General features: G+C 69.9%; 14 protein-coding genes. 3 read left to right on the top strand and 11 right to left on the bottom strand.

Annotated elements, in window-relative coordinates; all coding sequences use genetic code 11:
* Positions 1 to 46 precede the first annotated feature (46 nt).
* Complete coding sequence (locus AB0269_RS11740) at positions 47 to 454, top strand: OsmC family protein (protein WP_366211475.1); 408 nt, start codon at positions 47 to 49, stop codon at positions 452 to 454.
* A gap of 1 nt (position 455) precedes the next feature.
* On the opposite strand, the gene recQ is transcribed toward AB0269_RS11740, so the two are convergent.
* Positions 456 to 2,459, bottom strand: a complete 2,004-nt coding sequence (recQ, locus tag AB0269_RS11735; RefSeq protein ID WP_366211384.1) for a DNA helicase RecQ — start codon at positions 2,457 to 2,459, stop codon at positions 456 to 458.
* Positions 2,460 to 2,546: 87 nt separating this feature from the next.
* Between recQ and AB0269_RS11730 the strand changes: the two genes are divergently transcribed.
* Both AB0269_RS11730 and AB0269_RS11725 read left to right on the top strand, forming a co-directional pair.
* Positions 2,547 to 2,873, top strand: a complete 327-nt coding sequence (locus AB0269_RS11730; protein WP_366211382.1) for a GNAT family N-acetyltransferase — start codon at positions 2,547 to 2,549, stop codon at positions 2,871 to 2,873.
* An 83-nt stretch (positions 2,874 to 2,956) separates the two neighbouring features.
* Positions 2,957 to 4,567, top strand: a complete 1,611-nt coding sequence (locus AB0269_RS11725) for a DUF222 domain-containing protein (protein ID WP_366211380.1) — start codon at positions 2,957 to 2,959, stop codon at positions 4,565 to 4,567.
* Positions 4,568 to 4,805: 238 nt separating this feature from the next.
* Here the strand turns inward: AB0269_RS11725 and AB0269_RS11720 are convergent, their stop codons facing one another.
* The 10 genes from AB0269_RS11720 to AB0269_RS11675 form a co-directional block, all read right to left on the bottom strand.
* The gene (locus tag AB0269_RS11720) at positions 4,806 to 7,847 is read right to left on the bottom strand and encodes a S8 family serine peptidase (protein WP_366211379.1); all 3,042 of its coding nucleotides are present in this window, start codon (positions 7,845 to 7,847) and stop codon (positions 4,806 to 4,808) included.
* Between the two features lie 172 nt (positions 7,848 to 8,019).
* Entirely contained in the window at positions 8,020 to 9,477 is a 1,458-nt protein-coding gene (locus tag AB0269_RS11715) for a cation acetate symporter (protein WP_366211377.1), read from the bottom strand.
* Complete coding sequence (locus AB0269_RS11710) at positions 9,474 to 9,872, bottom strand: heavy metal transporter (protein ID WP_366211376.1); 399 nt, start codon at positions 9,870 to 9,872, stop codon at positions 9,474 to 9,476. Before AB0269_RS11710 ends, AB0269_RS11715 begins: the two co-directional genes overlap by 4 nt.
* A complete protein-coding gene (locus AB0269_RS11705) occupies positions 9,869 to 10,588 on the bottom strand; it encodes a LytTR family DNA-binding domain-containing protein (protein ID WP_366211375.1) in 720 nt (239 codons plus the stop codon). The genes AB0269_RS11710 and AB0269_RS11705 overlap by 4 nt, the downstream gene beginning before the upstream one ends.
* Positions 10,585 to 11,775, bottom strand: a complete 1,191-nt coding sequence (locus AB0269_RS11700) for a sensor histidine kinase (RefSeq protein ID WP_366211373.1) — start codon at positions 11,773 to 11,775, stop codon at positions 10,585 to 10,587. Before AB0269_RS11700 ends, AB0269_RS11705 begins: the two co-directional genes overlap by 4 nt.
* Positions 11,768 to 13,087, bottom strand: coding sequence for a GHKL domain-containing protein (locus AB0269_RS11695; RefSeq protein ID WP_366211372.1), 1,320 nt, complete (start codon positions 13,085 to 13,087; stop codon positions 11,768 to 11,770). The genes AB0269_RS11700 and AB0269_RS11695 overlap by 8 nt, the downstream gene beginning before the upstream one ends.
* Entirely contained in the window at positions 13,084 to 13,806 is a 723-nt protein-coding gene (locus AB0269_RS11690; protein WP_366211371.1) for a LytTR family DNA-binding domain-containing protein, read from the bottom strand. The genes AB0269_RS11695 and AB0269_RS11690 overlap by 4 nt, the downstream gene beginning before the upstream one ends.
* Positions 13,807 to 13,816: 10 nt before the next feature.
* Positions 13,817 to 14,872 (bottom strand): glycosyltransferase family A protein, encoded by a 1,056-nt coding sequence (locus tag AB0269_RS11685; RefSeq protein ID WP_366211370.1) that lies wholly within the window; start codon positions 14,870 to 14,872, stop codon positions 13,817 to 13,819.
* Entirely contained in the window at positions 14,869 to 15,486 is a 618-nt protein-coding gene (locus AB0269_RS11680) for a hypothetical protein (protein ID WP_366211369.1), read from the bottom strand. The genes AB0269_RS11685 and AB0269_RS11680 overlap by 4 nt, the downstream gene beginning before the upstream one ends.
* Complete coding sequence (locus tag AB0269_RS11675) at positions 15,486 to 17,909, bottom strand: glycoside hydrolase family 3 C-terminal domain-containing protein (protein ID WP_366211368.1); 2,424 nt, start codon at positions 17,907 to 17,909, stop codon at positions 15,486 to 15,488. Before AB0269_RS11675 ends, AB0269_RS11680 begins: the two co-directional genes overlap by 1 nt.
* Between the last annotated feature and the right edge of the window lie 23 nt (positions 17,910 to 17,932).

Raw genomic sequence — 17,932 nt, 5'->3', positions numbered from 1 at the left:
GGATGGCGCCGGATGCCGGATGACGGGTGAGGATGGAGGTGTGAGCATGCGGTATCGGACGGAAGCGGGCAACGGCGACGGCGGGACGGGCGTCTCGAGCGTCACCGGCGGCATGAGGGTCGCGGTGGCCTCTCCCCTGAACCCTGATCGCGACCCGGCGGCGAGCAACCCGGAGCAGCTTCTCGCCCTCGCCTGGGCCACCTGCCTGAACGCGACGGCACGCGTTTTCGTCGCGCCGGAGCAGCGCACGGCGGTGCGCGTCGAGGTCGAGCTGCACGATGCGGCGGACGGCCCGGGCTACGAGTTCCATGTCGACGCGTACCTGTCGGTCGAGGGCGCGTCGCTCGACGAGACCGAGCAGGTGCTCGCGCAGGCGCACGCGCGCTGCCCGGTCTCGAAGCTGCTGGCCGATGCCGCGACGGTCGCGGTGCACACCGAAGCGTTCGCAGGTTGAGTCAGTTCGCGGCGACCACCGCGAGCACGGCGTCGCCGTAAGCCTCGCGCTTCTTCTCACCGATCCCGGTGATGCCGTCGAGGTCCGCCATGGATGCCGGACGCAGCTCGGCGAGTGCCCTCAGGGTCGCATCCCCGAACACGATGTACGCCGGCTTGCCGATCTCGCGCGCGGTCTCTGCGCGCCAGACCCGCAGGGCTTCGAACAGCGAGCGGTCGCCCTCGGCCACGGCATCCGATGCGGCAGACGCCTTGCGCGCGCGGCCACCACCGCTCACCCTGCCCATGGTGTCCTTGCGCAGCGGCACCGGGGTCTCGCCCTTCAGCACGCCGCCGGCCGCCTCGCCGGGGGCGAGCGTGCCGTAGTCGCCCTGAGCCACGAGGATGCCGCGGGCCAGCAGCTGCCGTACAACGCTGCGCCAGTCCTGATCCGACAGGTCGGCCCCGATGCCGTAGGTCGCGAGCCCGTCGTGCTTCTGCTGGCGGATGCGGTCGTTCGAGGAGCCGCGCAGGATGTCGATGAGGTGACCTGCGCCGAACGCCTGGTTGCGCTCGCGCTTGAGGCGCACGATCGTCGAGAGCAGCTTCTGCGCCGGCACGAGACCGTCGAAGGTGTCGGGCTTCTCGAGGCAGGTGTCGCAGTTGCCGCACGGGCCGGATTCCTGGCCGAAGTAGTTCAGCAGGTTCTGCCTGCGGCACTCGACCGTCTCGCACAGCGCGAGCATCGCGTCGAGGTGCTGCCCCATGCGCATCTTGAACGTGCGGTCACCGGGGCTCTGGTCGATGAGCCGCCGCTGCTGCACGACGTCGCCGAGGCCGTAGGCCATCCACGCCACGCTGGGCTCGCCGTCGCGGCCGGCGCGACCGGTCTCCTGGTAGTAGCCCTCGACGGACTTCGGCAGGTCGATGTGCGCGACGAAGCGGACGTCGGGCTTGTCGATGCCCATGCCGAACGCGATCGTGGCGACCATGACGACGCCGTCCTCACGAAGGAAGCGCGCCTGGTTCGCCGCCCGCACCTCGGCGGGGAGGCCCGCGTGATACGGCAGGGCATCGAAGCCCTGGGCGGCGAGGTAGGTCGCGGTCTGCTCGACGGACTTGCGGCTGAGCGCGTAGACGATGCCGGCCGCGCCCTCGGGCATCGAGCGGATGAAGGCGACCAGCTGCTTTCGCGGGTCGACCTTGGGAACGATGCGGTACTGGATGTTCGGCCGGTCGAAGCTCGCGACGAAGTGCTCGGCGTCGTCGAGGTGCAGGCGCTCGGTGAGTTCGCGGTGCGTGGCCCGGGTCGCAGTCGCCGTGAGCGCCATGCGCGGCACACCGGGGAACCGCTCGGCGAGGTCACCGAGCGCGAGGTAGTCGGGGCGGAAGTCGTGGCCCCACTGCGACACGCAGTGCGCCTCGTCGATCGCGATGACACTGAGTGTGCCGCGCTGCAGCAGGCGCGTGGTCGCGGTGGACGACAGTCGCTCGGGCGCGACGTAGATGAGGTCGAGCTCGCCGGCGACATAGGCGCGTTCGACCTCGGCGCGTTCGGCGGGAGCCTGGGTGGAGTTCAGGTACGCCGCGTTCACGCCGTTCGCGCGCAGCGCGTCGACCTGGTCGTGCATGAGGGCGATGAGCGGACTGATCACGAGCCCGGTGCCCTCACGGACGAGCGCCGGCACCTGATAGGTGATGCTCTTCCCGCCACCGGTCGGCATGAGCACGACGGCATCCCCGCCGGCGATGACCCGGTCGACGATCGCGGCCTGGTCGCCGCGGAAGGCGTCGTAGCCGAAGACCGTGTGCAGCGCCTCGGCCGCCGTCGCGAACCGGGACGACGCAGGGGTGGATGCCGGTGCGGGCGCCGCGACCGGGGTCAGCGGCCCGTCGCCCCAGTCGAGCGGCGGCTCGTAACCGGCGCCCTGCGGCTCCCAGTCCATGTCCTCGGGCGGAGGAGCGTCGTCCCACGGCTCCTCGGGCCACGGCAGATCCTCGTACGGGTCACGGGATGTCTGCGGCATCCCTCCAGCGTAACGACCCGCGCCGACACGGGCGGTTCTAGGGTGGGGATAACGCGCGCCCGACGGGCGCCGAGCAAGGGAGCAGCCATGACCGATGAGCCCACTGTCACCCGCAACGCCGAGACGTCGCGCTACGAGATCCGCGTCGGCGACGTCCTCGCCGGTTTCGCCGAGTACAAGGAGCGCCCGGGTGAGATCCTGTTCGTGCACACTGAACTCGATCCGGCGTTCCAGGGCCGAGGGCTCGCGCCGGTTCTGGCCGCACAGGCGCTGGCGGATGCCGTGGCCTCGGGCGACACGATCGTGCCTTACTGCCCGTACATCGCTCGCTATCTGAAGCGCAACGACGTTCCCGGCGCCGAGATCCGGTGGCCGCAGCTGCCCGATGACCCGACAGAGGCCAGCGCGGAATGATCGACCCGCGCAGCATCCGGTGAGCTCGCGATTTCTTGCGCCTCACCCTTGTAATATTCGAAGCTTTGTTCTAAACTGAGAGCATGGCAACGCTCAGCCCACAGGCCCAAGCACTCGAGGATTCCCTCGTGCTTCAGGGCGCGCTGCTCGATGACTGGGTGGGCGTCGGAGCGCGGATCGGGGCGTTGGAGGCTGACCGGGTCGAGCTGCTGGCGCAGCGTCTGGACCTGCTCGCGCAGGACCGGTTGTCCGGGGACGAGATGGCGTTCCGGTCGATGTGCGCCGAGTACGCCGCTGCCGGTCACGTGTCGCCGTCGACGTTCGCCGCGCAGATCTCGGCGGCGTGGATGCTGGCCCGCACCCTCCCGGCCACGTTGGGGGCGCTTCGCTCGGGGACGATCAGCAAGCGTCACGCGGATGTGATCGTCGCCGCCGCGCCGAACGTGCCCGGGCACGCCGATGCCGACCGCATCCGCACCGAATACGAGGACCGGGTCGTCCCGTTCGCGCAGCAGGAGACCGCGGCCCGCACCCGGGCAGCCGCCCGAGAGGTCGCCGCCGCGGTGTTCCCCGAGGGCACGACCGAGCAGCACCGGCGGGCGCGCGGCGAGCGGGCCGTGACGGTCAGGGCCGACGGTGACGGGATGGCCGTGCTCATCGCGATCCTCCCCGAGGTCCTCGCCTATGCGATCCACGACCGGCTCACCCAGATGGGCAACCAGGTCATCCAAGCGCGCCCGGAAGGCCAGCGGCGTCCCCGCCGGTCGACGTTGGAGAAGATCCGCGCCGAACGCGAGGCCGCCCTCGCACAGCAGGAACCCACCGGGCCTCCCCCACCCGACGCCCTCGACGACGCGCTTCTGCGCCGCCTGGAACGCGAGTTCGACCAGGCCCCGCCCTGGGAAGACATGGCAGACGCCGATGCATCCAACGCTGCGTCTGCCCTGCCAGCCCACATCGACAAGGCCTGCATCGACCGGTTCGACAGGGAGCAGGCCGACCGGTCCGCCCCGATCGGCGACTTCGCCGGCGCCAGCACCGTCTTCCACGAGTCCACGCCGATGCACGACGGATACGGACCCGTCGAACACGACACCCGCAGCCTCGACCAGCTCCGCGCCGACATCTTCGCCGACCTGCTCCTCACCACAACGCCCACCAGCGTCACCGAAACGGCTCTCGAATCGGTGAAGGCCACCGTGCAGGTCACGATCCCCGCATCCGCACTCACCCGCAGCGACACCAGCGACAGCGGCGACGATCACCTCGCCCTCCTCGACGGGCACGGGCCGATGGACCACGACCTGGCGCGCACCCTCGCCGGACACGCGACCAGCTGGGATCGCCTCTTCCTCGACCCACACGGCATGGTCACCCGAACCGACAACTACGTCCCCACAGCCGGCATGAAACGGTACCTTCGCGCCCGCGACCAGCACTGCCGATTCCCCGGATGCCGAACACCCGCCCACCGATGCCAGATCGACCACAACCACGACCACGCCGAGGGCGGACCGACAGCACTGTCCAACCTCGCTCTGTTCTGCACCAGCCACCACCCGCTCAAGCATCCCGACGTCGACGACCGCGACCGATGGTCCGCGAGACAACTCGACGATGGCGTCATCCTCTGGACCAGCCCCCTCGGCCGCACCTACACCGACGAACCGCCCCTCCGCCTCATGTTCACCTGAACGGGCGCGTGGTCGTCCGAGCGGGCCGTCGCGTACGTTGCCGTCGCCTACGTTGCCGTCGCGTACGTGGCCCGTCTCCCGAGCGGAGCGCCATCTGAGCGGACCGTCGCTCGGGCGGGCCGTCGCGTCGCCGGCACACCCCGTCACCCGTGCGGACCGTCGCCCCGCAAGTCCTTCCCGGCCGAACACGAGAAGGGCGCCCCGCGCCGAAGCACGGGACGCCCTCGTCGATCAGGCGCTACTCGGCGTCGACCGTAACGACGGTCCGCACCGCGGAGTCGCCGTACTGCACGACACCGAGGTAGCGGGTGCCCGCAGCGAGACCCGACCAGCTGAGGTCATAACTCGTCTGCCGGCCCTGAACCGCTTCGAGCGGGTTCGGGGTCGCCGTGAACGAGCCCTCACCCGACTCCGAGACGTTCGCGTAGGTCATGTCCCACGTCATCGGCCCGGTCGTCGAGTAAACGTTCGCGACCACGAGGTACGTGCCCTGCGCGGGGGTCGTGACCGTCACCTGCTCATCGGCGGATGCCGTGGCCGACTGCCACATCTCGTAGTAGCGCAGATCCTCCGGCGACACCACGCGGTACACCGTCAGATCGAGGTCGCTGCCCTCGTCGTCCGACGAATCCAGATCGAAGCGCGACAGCGTCGTGCCCTCGGGCACGTCCACGATCCACGCGACGTCGTTGTTGGCGTCGCCCGAATCCTGGTCGCCCGAGTGCCCCTCGACCGGGTTGTCCGGGTCGGTGAGCAGCTCGAACGGCGTGAGACCGGCGAGGTTCAGCGGCAGCTGGCCGTCGATCCCCGGTGTGACCTCGACCGTGGTCGATCCGTCGACACCGGTGCCGGCCACCTCGGCCGGAGCATCCGCCGTCACCGGGAACACGGCGACCGGCGTGCGCACGGCGCCCGCGTCGCCCGTCCAGGTGAGCGAGCCGGTCGCCCACTCCTCGACCGGCGCGCTCTCGTTCTCGATCGTGACCGTGTAGGTCGCGGTCTCACCGGCGCCGCCGAACGACAGCGTGGCCGGCTCGACGCTCACGTTCACACCCGGAACGTCAGCGCTCACGGTGTACGTGCCCGCCGCCGTCGAGGTCACGGTGCGCGTGACAGTCTGGGCGCTGGCGAGCGTGCCGATCGAGATCGACGCGAGGTTGAGGTCGCTGCCGTCGATCGGCTCGATGCCGTCGAACTCCGCGAGCCCCTTGCCCTCGAGGAAAGCCGCCCAGTCGGCCGCACCGTTCAGGTACAGCATCCCGGGGTCGAGGAAGCGCGTCGCATCGACCTGACCCGCGCCCTGCGCGAACGGGTCGGTGTTCTTCGATCCGTCGGCGTTCACGGTGTCGTACGCCGTGGTCATCAGCGCGGACTTGACCTCGGCCGGCGACGCGGTCGGCCGCTCGCCGAGGTACAGCGCGCCGAGACCCGCCACGTGCGGCGAAGCCATCGACGTGCCCGACAGGATGCCGAAGGTCGGCTTGTCCTTCTTGGCGTTGTTCGTCGCGGCGAGGATCGCCACACCGGGAGCTGCGACATCGGGCTTCATGACGTCGCTGCCGTCGGCCTGCATGGGTCCACGGCTCGAGAAGCCCGCGATCTGCGGGACCGGAGTGGTCTCATCCGTCGTGTTCTCACCCGTCAGGGTGATCGGGCGGTCCGCCCCGCCCTGCACGTACGCCAGCACGGCCTCGCGGTGCACCGACGAGAGGTGGACGGTCGGAACGGCGTGGAAGTCGTTGTCGAGCGAGTCCGCCTCACCGGGCACGTTGACGAGCACCATGCCGATTCCGCCGGCATCCTTCACGACCTGCGACTTCTCGACACGAGCGTTGACACCGCGGTCGCAGACCACGATGTGACCACTCACCTTGGCGGGGTCCAGGGCGCCGGGCTGGCACAGCCGCGGGTCCGCGGCGCCTGCTGCCGCCGCATCGCCCGCATAGATCGCCGGTCCCGTGACGGTCTCGCCGAACGGCACCGACACGGATGCTCCGGCCTGTTCGAAACCGTCGAAGCTGACCGTGCCCTCCCAGGTCGGGATGGTGGATGCCGCGACCGTGGTGTACCACGGCGAAGCGTGATCGGCGGTCGAGGCGTCCGGTCCGGAGTTGCCGGCGCTGACGGAGACGAAGACCCCCGCAGCGGCCGCGTTGAAGAACGAGATGTCGTCCGGCTGCAGCACCGAAGAGGGCGCGCCGCCGCCGATCGAGTAGTTGATCACGTCGACACCGTCGGCGACCGCCTGATCGATCGCGGCGATCAGGTCGCTGAGCGCGCAGATGTCGTCGGTCGTCACCAGCGGATCCGGGCCGACGTAGCAGGCCTTGTAGGCCGAGACCTTCGCCGCCGGTGCGACACCCGAGACGGTGCCGAACTCGACATCCTCGACCTGCGCTTCGACGCCGAAGTTGCCCGCGGCCGTGCTGGCGGTGTGCGACCCGTGTCCGTCGCCGTCACGCGGCGAGAGGTAGTCGTACTGGAAGTCGAAGCCCGCCGCGGCGGCGCCGGTGGAGAAGTACTGTCCGCCGACGAGCTTGGTCGTGTAGTCGTGCTTGTCCCAGTCCTGGCCGCCGACGATGGCGCTGCGGAACTGCGTGCCGTCGGACTTGTCGAAGTAGACGTAGGAGCCGTCGCTGTACGGCTGGCCGTCGCTCTTCTTGTTGTTCTTCTTCTTGAGCTTGTCCCCCTTGAAGGACGGATGCTCCGGAGCGATGCCGGTGTCGACGACGCCGACCACGACGCCCTCGCCGGCGTTCTTCACGCCTCCGGTCTCCTCCCAGACGCCGCCCTTGCCCTTCTCGTCGTCCCCGAGACCGAGGAAGTCGGTGGAGGACTGCGCGTCCGGGTGACGGATCTCGTCGGGGAACACGCCCAGGACGTCCTTCGAGGAGCGCAGCGCATCGACCTGCTCGCCCGAGAGGTCGGCGCTGAAGCCGTTGAGCGTGACCTGATAGGTCGCATCCGGTGTGACGCCCTCGGTCTCCGCGAGCTTGCGCTGCTCGTTCTTCAGGTGGGCGACGTACTTCTGCGAATCGGCGGAGTGCGCGTCGAGCGACTTGCCCTTGTCGGGCTTGGTGCGACGCAGCCCCGCGGTGTCGCCCTCGTAGGTGGCGAGCGGGTCGGCCTTCATCACGACGATGTAATGACCTGGCGTCCCGTCGACGGGTGTCGGATGTGTCACCCCCTCGACGCCTGCGAAGCTTGCGGTTGCCGAGGATCCGATGACGAGAGCGGCGAGTGTGACGCCGACCGTCAACCGGAGAGGTGATCGACCCATAGAGGTTCTCCGATGATCGTGTGCGGTCCCGTGACCGGCACTGTCGCTCAAGCTAATGGCGCCTCGGAGAGGACGCTATTGGCCGATTCGCCAGAGACCATGCGACCTATGACAGGGACCACCGGGGCCTTTCGCCTGTCTGCGTGGGTCCGCGATCTGCGGGTCCCGCAGCCTATCCCCGCTCCGGGGTGTGCAGCCGGGCGAGGTACCGGTCGGCCCGGCTCGGCGTGCCCCGGGTGTCGAGCAGCGAGACGCCGACGCTCACCGCCGTCGCCAGCGGGATGGTCCACGCCGCGGGCTGAGCCAGCAGGGGCGCGGCGACACCGATGCCGCCCACGGCCGCGTGCACGACGAGCGACAGCGCGCAGGCGACGCCCCCGGTCACGATGCCGGCGACGGCGCCTCGCGCCGTCAACCCCGCCCACCAGACGCCGAGCAGCACGACGGGCGAGAGCATGGATGCCGCGAACACGAACACCATCCCGACGCTCGAGCCCAGCCCGGCCGGGGCCGTCAGGAGGGCGATCGCGAGCGGAACGGCCGCGCAGAGCACGGCCGAGATCCGGAACGAGCGAACTGATCCCGAGAACACGTCCTGGCTCACCACCCCCGCGAGCGACACGATGAGGCCGGCCGATGTCGCCAGGAACGCCGCGAAGGCGCCGGAGACGACGAGTGCCGTGAGCAGCTCGCCGAACAGGCCGGGGAACACCCGCGACGGCAGGACGAGCGCGGCGGTGTCGGCGACCGCCGGATCGGCGAGGTCGGGAGCCACCATCCGCGAGACCAGGCCCATTCCGCTCGAGACCGCGTAGAAGGCGCTCACCATGACGATCACGAGCACCGTCGTCTGCCGCGCCGAGACGCCGGTTGGGCTCGTGTAGAACCTCACCAGGACGTGCGGCAGGCCCATGGTTCCCAGCAGCAGGGCGAGCATGAGCGAGACGGTCTCGTACAGCCCGAACCCTGCGGGCCCCGCCTCGACGGGGAACACCGCCACAGGATCGATGTCGTGCGGACCGCCGGTCAGCGCGAAGACGATGCACACGAGCGGGATCAGCAGGGCGAGGAGCTTGAGCCAGTACTGGAACGCCTGCACGTACGTGATCGCACGCATGCCTCCCGCCGCCACGGAACCCGCCACGAGCACGGCGATCGCCACCTCGCCGGCCCAGGGCGGGAGCCCTGCGACGACGGTCAGGGTGAGGCCTGCCCCGTGCAGCTGCGGAACGATGTAGAGCCATCCGATGACGAGCACGGCGAGGCTGGTCACGCGTCGCGCGCGCTGGGACTCCAGCCGCGCCTCGATGAAGTCCGGGATCGTGTACGCGCCGCTGCGCCGCAGGGGAGCCGCGACGAAGACGAGCACGAGCAGGTAGCCGGCGGCGTACCCGATCGGGAACCAGAACCCCCGGGCCCCCTCGAGCAGCACGAGGCCCGACAGCCCCAGGAACGTGCCGGCCGAGAGGTACTCCCCGCTGATCGCCGAGGCGTTCCACACTGGCCGCACGGTGCGCGAGGCGACGAAGAAGTCGCCCGTCGTGCGCGACACCCGCAGCCCGTACACGCCGATGAGCAGCGTCGCGATGATGACCAGCGTGACCCCGACCAGGTCGAAGACGGGGTTCATCCGCGCTCGTCGAGCGTCTGGAACGCCCGCTCGTTGCGTGCGGCCCCGCGCGCGTACAGCAGCGCGAAGAGGATGATCACGGGGTAGAAGGCGAAGGCGTGCAGGATCCATGACAGCGGAAGCCCCGCGACGATCACCTGATCGATCTCGGGGATCAGCACGATGACGAGGGTGAGCACCGCCGTGACGACGACGAAGCCCGCGACCGTGCCGAGCGCGAGGCGCAGCTGGCTGCGGCGCAGGGCGCGCGCGTACACGGCATCCGCATCGTCGACCGGCGATCCTGGCAGAGCGATGCCCCGGGTGGCCGCGGCACCCTTCGACAGGCTCAGGGAGCGGGCGACGGACGGCGCGTCGGCGGTCACCCGCACACGCCGCGGGGGATGCTCGGTCATCGCGCACCCTCGCGCCGGACGAGCGCCTCACGGACGCCGGGGAGCAGACGACGGCTCACCGGCAGCGCGACCGCGCCGACCGACACGGACGGTTCGGCGCCCGACAGCCGCGCCTCGTCGATCGCCGCGACCGCTGCCAGATAGGAGCGGTGCACGCGGACGAAGCCGTCGGCCCACCGCTGCTCGAGCTCCGAGATCGGGATGCGCACGAGATGACCGGTCCCGTCGGCCGTGTGCAGCCTCGAATAATCGCCCTGAGCCTGCACCCAGCGCACCTCGCTGCGTTGCACGAAGCGCACGCTCGACCCGACGGTGACGGTCAGGACCTCGTCGCCCGACGGGGCCGCCGCCGCGCCGCCCAGCTCGAGAACGCGGTCGATCGCGCGCCGGAGCCGATCGGTGCGCACGGGCTTGAGCAGGTAGTCGGCGGCGCGCACGTCGAACGCGTCGACCGCGCGCGCGTCGTCTGCCGTCACGAACACGACGGCGGGCGGCTCGGCGAGCGCCGCGAGCGAGCGGGCCAGGTCCATGCCGCCCAGCCCCGGCATGTGGATGTCGAGGAAGGCGATGGTCACGGCCCGCTCGGTGAGCTCGCGCAGCGCCTGCGCGCCGGATGCCGCGAGGACGATCTCGCCGATGCGCTGATCTCGCCGCAGCAGGTGGGCCAGTTCGTCTCGCGCGGGCTGCTCGTCATCGGCGACGAGGACGTCGATCATCGCACTCCATCCAATGCGGGGTCGTGCATCGGCTGCGACTTCGGGACCCGCATCCGCACCAGCGTACCCGCGCCGGTGTTCGTCTCCACGACCAGTCCCCCGTCGCTGCCGTACATCTGACGCAGGCGCGTGTCGACGTTGCGCAGGCCCACGTGCGCGCCGTCGACCGCCGAGGTCAGGAGCGTCCGCAGCGACTCGGGATCCATCCCCACGCCGTCGTCCTCGACCGTGATCTCGGTATGGGTTCCGTCGTCCACCGACGCGATGCGGATCGTCCCGCCGCCCTCGCCCGGTTCCAGACCATGCCGCACGGCGTTCTCGACGAGCGGCTGGACCGACAGGAACGGGATGACGGTGGCCAGGGTCTCCGGCGCGATCCGCAGCGTCACCTCGAGACGGTCGCCGAAGCGGGCACGCTCGAGGGTGAGGTAGGAGTGGATGCTCTGCAGCTCCTCCGCCAGAGTCGTGAACTCCCCCTGGCGCCGGAACGAGTAGCGCGTGAAGTCGGCGAACTCGAGCACCAGGTCGCGCGCGCGTTCCGGGTCGGCGTGGATGAACGACGCGATCGCGGTGAGCGCGTTGTAGATGAAGTGCGGTGAGATCTGGGCGCGTAGGGAGCGCAGCTCGGCCTCGGCGAGTGCTGTGCGCGAAGCATCCAGCTCGCCGAGCTCGACCTGCGCCGCGCACCAGTCGGCGACCTCGCCCGCCGCCCGCACCAGCGCGGCGCGGACCGGCGCCGCGAAGGCGACCACCACGCCGACGACGGCACCGTCCACGACGATCGGAGCGCCGACCGCCTCGAGCTCCTCGCCGTCGGGATTCGGGAAGACCTGCCGCTTGCCCGACTCGCGGACGCGGGCCGCGATCCGCACGGCCGACGATTCGAGCCCGTCGGCGGCGCCGTCGATCGCCACCGAGTCGTCGTCGGCGACGATCGCGACAGCAGCGCTGCCCAGCAGCACACGGAAGTGCCGCGCCGCGCGAGCGACGTCGTGCCCGTTCAGCCCGCCGCGCAGGTCGCGGGCGGCGAGGCTCGCATGGTGCATGACCTCGTAGGAGGCCCGTTCGGCGGCGCTGCCGAGATCCGCGGTTCCGCGTGCGAGCCGCCACGCGAGCAGCAGCAGCACGGTCAGGACAATGCCGCCGAGCACGCCGAGGATGGCGGCGAGCACGACGGCGTCAGTCATGGCGCACAGCCCCGCGCGGGAAGAGCAGGCGGAGCGAGAACCACTCGTCTCCGTCGACGATCGTCACGGTGCCGTCGTACGCGAGGGCCGCGGTCTCGATGTTGCGGAGGCCGTAGCCGTGACCCTCGCCGGTCTTGAGCGTGACGATGCGCCCGTTCTCGCGTTCGACGACGCCGTCGTAGGTGTTCTCCACGCGCAGCATCACGAAATCGTCCTGTGCGAACAGGGCGAGGCGAACCATGCGGCGATCAGGGTCCGTCAGTGCGCGGGCGGCCTCGATCGCGTTGTCCATCGCGTTGCCGACGATCGCGGTCAGATCGAGGGGACGCAGGAAGTCGAGCAGCGTGCCGTCGGCGACGTACGAGACGTCGACGTCGTGTTCTTTCGCGAAGCCGCGCTTGGCGGTGAGGATCGCGTCGAGCACGTGGTTCCCGGTGTGCACGACCGCGCCGTAGCCGCGCAGGGAGTCCTCGAGTTCGTCGAGCATGCGGCCCCGCGCCGAGGCATCCCCTTCGGCCCGCAGCGCATCCAGGTGGTGCTTCATGTCGTGGTATTTGCTGTTGACGTCGTCAATCGAACGGCGGGTGATCTCGTACTGATCGTGCTGGCTGCGCAGAAGCTGCGCCATGGCTTCCGCGTCCCGACGCGCACGGGCCTCGTTGCGCATGCGCTGCTGCACGTACAGGGCGATGAAGCCTGCAAGATCGACGAGGGTGCGGATGTAGAAGATCTCCGGGCCGAAGCGGCCGCTGAACGGCGTGTTCACGCTGACGAAGCTGAGATTGGACATGCCGAACGTGCCCACCGCGATCGCGATCGCCCCGATGAGCTCCCCGCGGGCGGCGACGAGCGGGGCGGATCTGAAGTTGTACCGCTCGACCCACCGGGCCGCGCCGAAGACGACGGCGTAGAGGATCAGGCAGGCGATCGTCTGGCCGAGCGGCGAGTCGCCGATCCCGTAGAACCGGTCCAGCTGCCAGTACGCGGATGCCGCGAGCTCGGCGAGCACGAATGCCCGCGCCGTGAGGTACCCGGAGGTGACCGCCGTCGCCTGGGCCGAGACGTGGATGAGCCCGAACATCGTCGCGGCGGCGAGCAGCATCCCCGGAATCCACAGGGCAAGCGGGAACGTCCCCGCCCACCACTGCACGGCGAGCAGCACCGCGAGTCCCACCACGGCGATCCCCGCGGTCGTCCACCGTCCGCGCCGACGACCCGCGAGCCACACGTAGACCATGCAGGCGCTCCACTCGGCGAGAGCCGTGAGGTGGCGCGGGATGTCCGCCAGCACGGCCTCGGCCGCACCGTTCATGCCGTGCTCCCCCGGGAGCCGATGTGCTCGGTGAGCGCGGCGAGGAAGTCCTTCTTGCGCGGGCGACTGATCGGCAGGCGGGCCCCTCCGCGGATACGGCAGTCGCTGCCCTCGACCCCGGTGACATGACGGAGGTTCACCAGCAGTCCGCTGTGGCATCGGATGAACCCGTCGCCGGCGAGCTCTGCCTCCATCGCCCTCAGAGTCGAGACGACCTGATGGTCGGCGTCCATGGTTCGGACCTCGACGCGGTGTCCCGCGCTCTCGATGTACAGGATCTCGTCCACGGCGACCCGGTGGTGCACGCCGTCCACCGCGGTGAACAGCAGTTCGCGCCGCTCGCGCTGCCGCAGCCTCGAGAGGATGCGTCGCATCTCCTGTTCGAACGATGCGTACGCGAGCGGTTTGAGCAGGTAGCTCAGCGCGTCGACCTCGTACCCGCTGACGGCGTAGTGCGGCGAGCTGGTGATGAAGACGATGATCACCTGCGAGTCGACTTCGCGGATGCGGCGGGCCGCCGTCATGCCGTCGACCTTCGCCATGCGGATGTCGAGGAACAGCACGTCCCACTCCGGACGGTAGTCCGCGATCACCTCGGCGCCGTCGGAGAACGCGCCGACATGGAACCTCTCACCGCTCTCGCGCTGGAAGCGGTCGAGGTGCGAGAGGAGCCGGTCGATGCTGTCCGGCTCGTCCTCGACGACCCCGATGCGTATCACGCCACCTCCGTCAGCTGAACCCCACGACACGTCGGGCTACATGATAGGCGAGCGTGGTCATGCGCCGCCCGGCCTCACCGGGCAGGTTCGCACTGGCACCGACGAACGTCCGGCGGAGCCGGGTGTACAGCCACGGGTTGTCCGCCCGGATCTCGGCCCAGAAAGCATCGCGCTGCGCGCGGTGCTCGGCCGTGCCGCCGCGCGCGAGCGTCGCCGACGTGACCGCGCACACCGCCTCGACGTACTGCAGCAGAGTCGCGTACGCCTGGGTCGGCACGGACCCTCCGGCGACGTCCACGTGCGAGGGCAGTGCCGCGAGGACCAGGCGGTTCACATGCAGCTGCTGATCCACCCGGCGCAGCATCACCCCGGCATTGACGGACTGATCCGCTCGCCCGATGAAGTACCGGTACAGCTCGACGGGCAGGTAGTACATGCGCCGGACCCGCGCCAGCGGTGCCACCACGAAGAGGTTGTCGACGTAGAACGTGTGCTCCGGCAGGTGCAGGCCCATCTCGCGCAGGAGGTCCGTGCGGTACGTCACGGCGTGCATCATCAGGATCTGACGGCGGCCGAGCCGGTCGACCTCGTCCCAGGCGAACACGCGCCCTGCCGGGAACGCCGATCCGAAACGCGTGCGCTTGGCGGACTTGCCGAGACGCTCGTGCACGTAGTCCGTGAACAGCGCATCGACGCCGCCCTCTGTCTCGAGGGACTCCAGCGTGCTCATGGTCCGCACGAGGGATCCGACATCGAACCAGTCGTCGGCGTCGAGAACCTTGAAGTACCGGCCGCGCGCATGCGCGAGGCCGGTGTTGATCGCGCCGCCGTGCCCGGCGTTGACCTGATGGATGACGCGGTACACACCGGGTTCGGCGGCCTCGTACTCGTCGGCGATCGCACCCGTCCCGTCGGAGGACCCGTCGTCGACGACGATGACCTCGACGCCGCGCACCGTCCGCAGCGGATCGAGCGCCCGGCGCAGGTAGTCCTCGGCGTTGTAGGCGGGCACGACGACCGTCAGAACCGGCTGAGGCGTCGCTCCCTGCGCACCCTCGCGGCTCACGGCGCGTCCGCCTGAGCGGCCACGGGCGCCTGCTGACGGAAGATGAGCTTGAAGATCGGGTAGAAGACCCAGAACGAGATGGCCGAGTTGATGATCATCGTGATCACATCGGCGATCACCTCACCCGTCGCACCCCATCCCCAGATGTTCATGAGGAGATCGTAGATCGGCGCCTTGTAGAACCCCTGCGCCGCGGCCGCGATGAACGTGATCACGACGTACGCCGCCGCGTACCAGGCCGCTGCGACCCACACCGAGGTGTTCGACTTGAAGGTGATGTTGCGCTGCAGGAAGAAGTTGATCACCTGCGCGACGAGCAGCGTCAGCTGCACGGCGAGGAAGTAGGCGAGGCCGCCTCCTCCGGCCGGGAGAGCCCCCGCCGCGTAGTCGAACATGTAGTACTGGCCGCCGTCGACGTCGGAGCCGACCGGCAGCACCTGGAAGTCGACGTCGGTCAGGTTCGTGAACGTGTCGAAGGACCAGCGCGAGAGAGGCATGAGCGCCAGCTGCAGCACCGTCACGCCGTTGGAGAGCAGGAAGAACATGCCGAACTTGGACAGCTCGGGATGCTTGATCTGGAACTCGCCCCACCACTTCTTGATCGCGGTCAGCATCAGCGACTCCTCTCGGAACTCGCGGATCGGAACTCCGCGCGGGTCTTCCTCTCGGCGCGCCTGCCGCGGAAGAACGCGGCGACGACGCGGGCGAGACCGGGGATCGTGCGTCCGTTGACGAGCGACAGGACGGCGTCGGTCACCTCGCGGGTCGCCAGGCCTCCGCTCATCTTCGAGATCACGCGGAACGGCCCGTTGAAGATGAACAGGATGTTCAGGTCCGGAGTGCCGGCATCCTCGGCCTTGCGTCGGCGTCGGTCGAGAACGCGGAACGCGGCTCTGGCGAGGCCGTTCCGCGCGACCGCCAGACGGTCGATCGGGTCATTGATGCCGAGCGGCCCGGTGCCCCACTGCGCCTCGGGCAGCGGACGCCCGAGCACACGCTCGAACTCCGCGTCCGACCCGCCGTACGTGCCGGCCGCAGCGCTCTGGACCGACGAATCATCGCCGACGACGTCGATCTCGGCGGCGAGCTCATCGTCCTCCGCATGGCGCCCGACCGTCACTCGGTAGCGACCGGGTTCGATGCTCCACCGGTCTTCGACGACGTCGAAGTACCGGAACGCGCGGTCGGTGAACGGCAGGTGCACCCGTTCGGACGCACCGGCTTCCAGGCGCACCTTCGTGAACGCCTTGAGCTCGGTGGCCACCCGTGCGACGCGGCTGTCACCGACCCGCCCGACGTAGACCTGCACGACCTCGCTGCCGGCGCGGGCGCCGGTGTTGGTGACGGTGACGGTCACGCCCGCGGCATCCGCCTCGAAGTCCGTCAGCTCGAACGTCGTGTACCCCAGTCCGAAACCGAACGGGAACGAGGTCGGAACGCCGGCGCTGAGATAGTGCCGGTAGCCGATGAACGGGCCCTCCCGGTACTCCGCGGTGCGCTGAGTGCTGGGGAACCGACCAGCGGTCGGGGTGTCCGCGAGAGCGACCGGAGCCGTCTCGGCGAGCCGCCCACCGGGGCCCGCCGCACCGGTGAGCACGTCGACGATCCCCTCGGCGCCCGCCTGCCCGCCCAGGTGGGCGTGGATGAGGGCCTCTGCCGATCCGATCCACGGCGCGGTCTCGACCGGTCCGCCGGCGCTGAGGACGACGACCGTGCGCGGGTTGGCCCTGTGGACCTCGCGGAGCAGCACCTGCTGGGCCTCGGGGAGCGCGAGCGTGGAGCGGTCCAGCCCCTCCGACTCGGAGATCTCCGGGAGCCCGAGTGCGAGGACGACCACGTCGACCTCGGTGGCCAGGGCGACGGCCTCGGCGACGAGCTGCGGGTCGGCGGTGCCGTCGCGGCGGAACCCGTCGGCGATACCGATCACGTCCAGCGCGGAAGCCTCGGCAGCATCGGCGAGCGTGCTGAGGCGGGTCGGGTTGACGAGAGAGGAGCCGGCGCCCTGATAACGCGGGCGGCGCACGAAGTCGCCGATCAGCGCCACCGGCGTCCCGGCTGCGAGCGGGAGAAGGTCGCCCTCGTTGCGCAGGAGCACCGCGGACTCGGCGGCGGCGCGTCTGGCCAGCGCATGGTGGGCATCGGCGTCGACGACGGCGGCTTCCACGCGCTCGTGCACTCGGCGGACGAGCGTGAGCACTTCGGCGACCCGCGCATCCAGGTCGGAGAGTGCGAGGCGCCCGCTCTCGACCGCGGCGACGATCTCACGCGCGGAGTCGAATCCGGGCGAGGGCATCTCGATCGTTCCACCGGCGGCCGCTGCGGCGACGGCGTCGTTCCCGCCGCCCCAGTCACTGATCACGGCACCGTCGAAGCCCCACTCCTCACGGAGGATGTCGGTGAGCAGGTGCGGGTGCTCGTGCGCGTAGATGCCGCCGATGAGGTTGTACGAGGACATGATGGCCCACGGCTCGGCCTCGCGGACGACGATCTCGAACGCGGTGAGATAGATCTCCCGCAGCGTGCGCTCGTCGATCACCGAGTCGCTCACCATGCGGCGCAGCTCCTGGCTGTTGACGGCGAAGTGCTTCGGGGTCGCTGCGACGCCCTCGCTCTGGATGCCGCGCACGTACGCGGCCGCGAGGCGTCCCGCGAGCTCGGGGTCCTCGGAGAAGTACTCGAAGTTCCGCCCGCCCAGGGGGCTGCGCTTGATGTTCAGCCCGGGTCCGAGCAGCACGCCGACGCCCTGGGACGACGCCTCGCGGCCGAGCGCCGCACCGATCTCGGCGGCCAGCCCCTCATCCCAGCTGCACGCGACGGTCGCCGCGGTCGGGAAGCAGGTGGCCTTCTCGGAGTCGTTCAGACCGAGGTGGTCGGCCGACCCGACCTGCTTGCGCACGCCGTGCGGTCCGTCGGACATCCATACCGGCGGGATGCCGAGACGTTCGATGGTCCTGGTCTGCCAGGTGTTCTCCCCGCTGAGCAGGGCGGCCTTCTCGATGAGGCTGAGGTCGGCGAGCAGCGCCGCGGTGTCTTTCACGTTCTCGATCTCCTGATGCGCGG

Origin of the sequence: Microbacterium sp. NPDC077644 (assembly GCF_040702785.1) — a bacterium.
Classification (GTDB): Bacteria; Actinomycetota; Actinomycetes; order Actinomycetales; family Microbacteriaceae; genus Microbacterium.
Note: the sequence above shows the minus strand (reverse complement) of the source record. Positions and strands in the feature narration are given on the sequence as shown.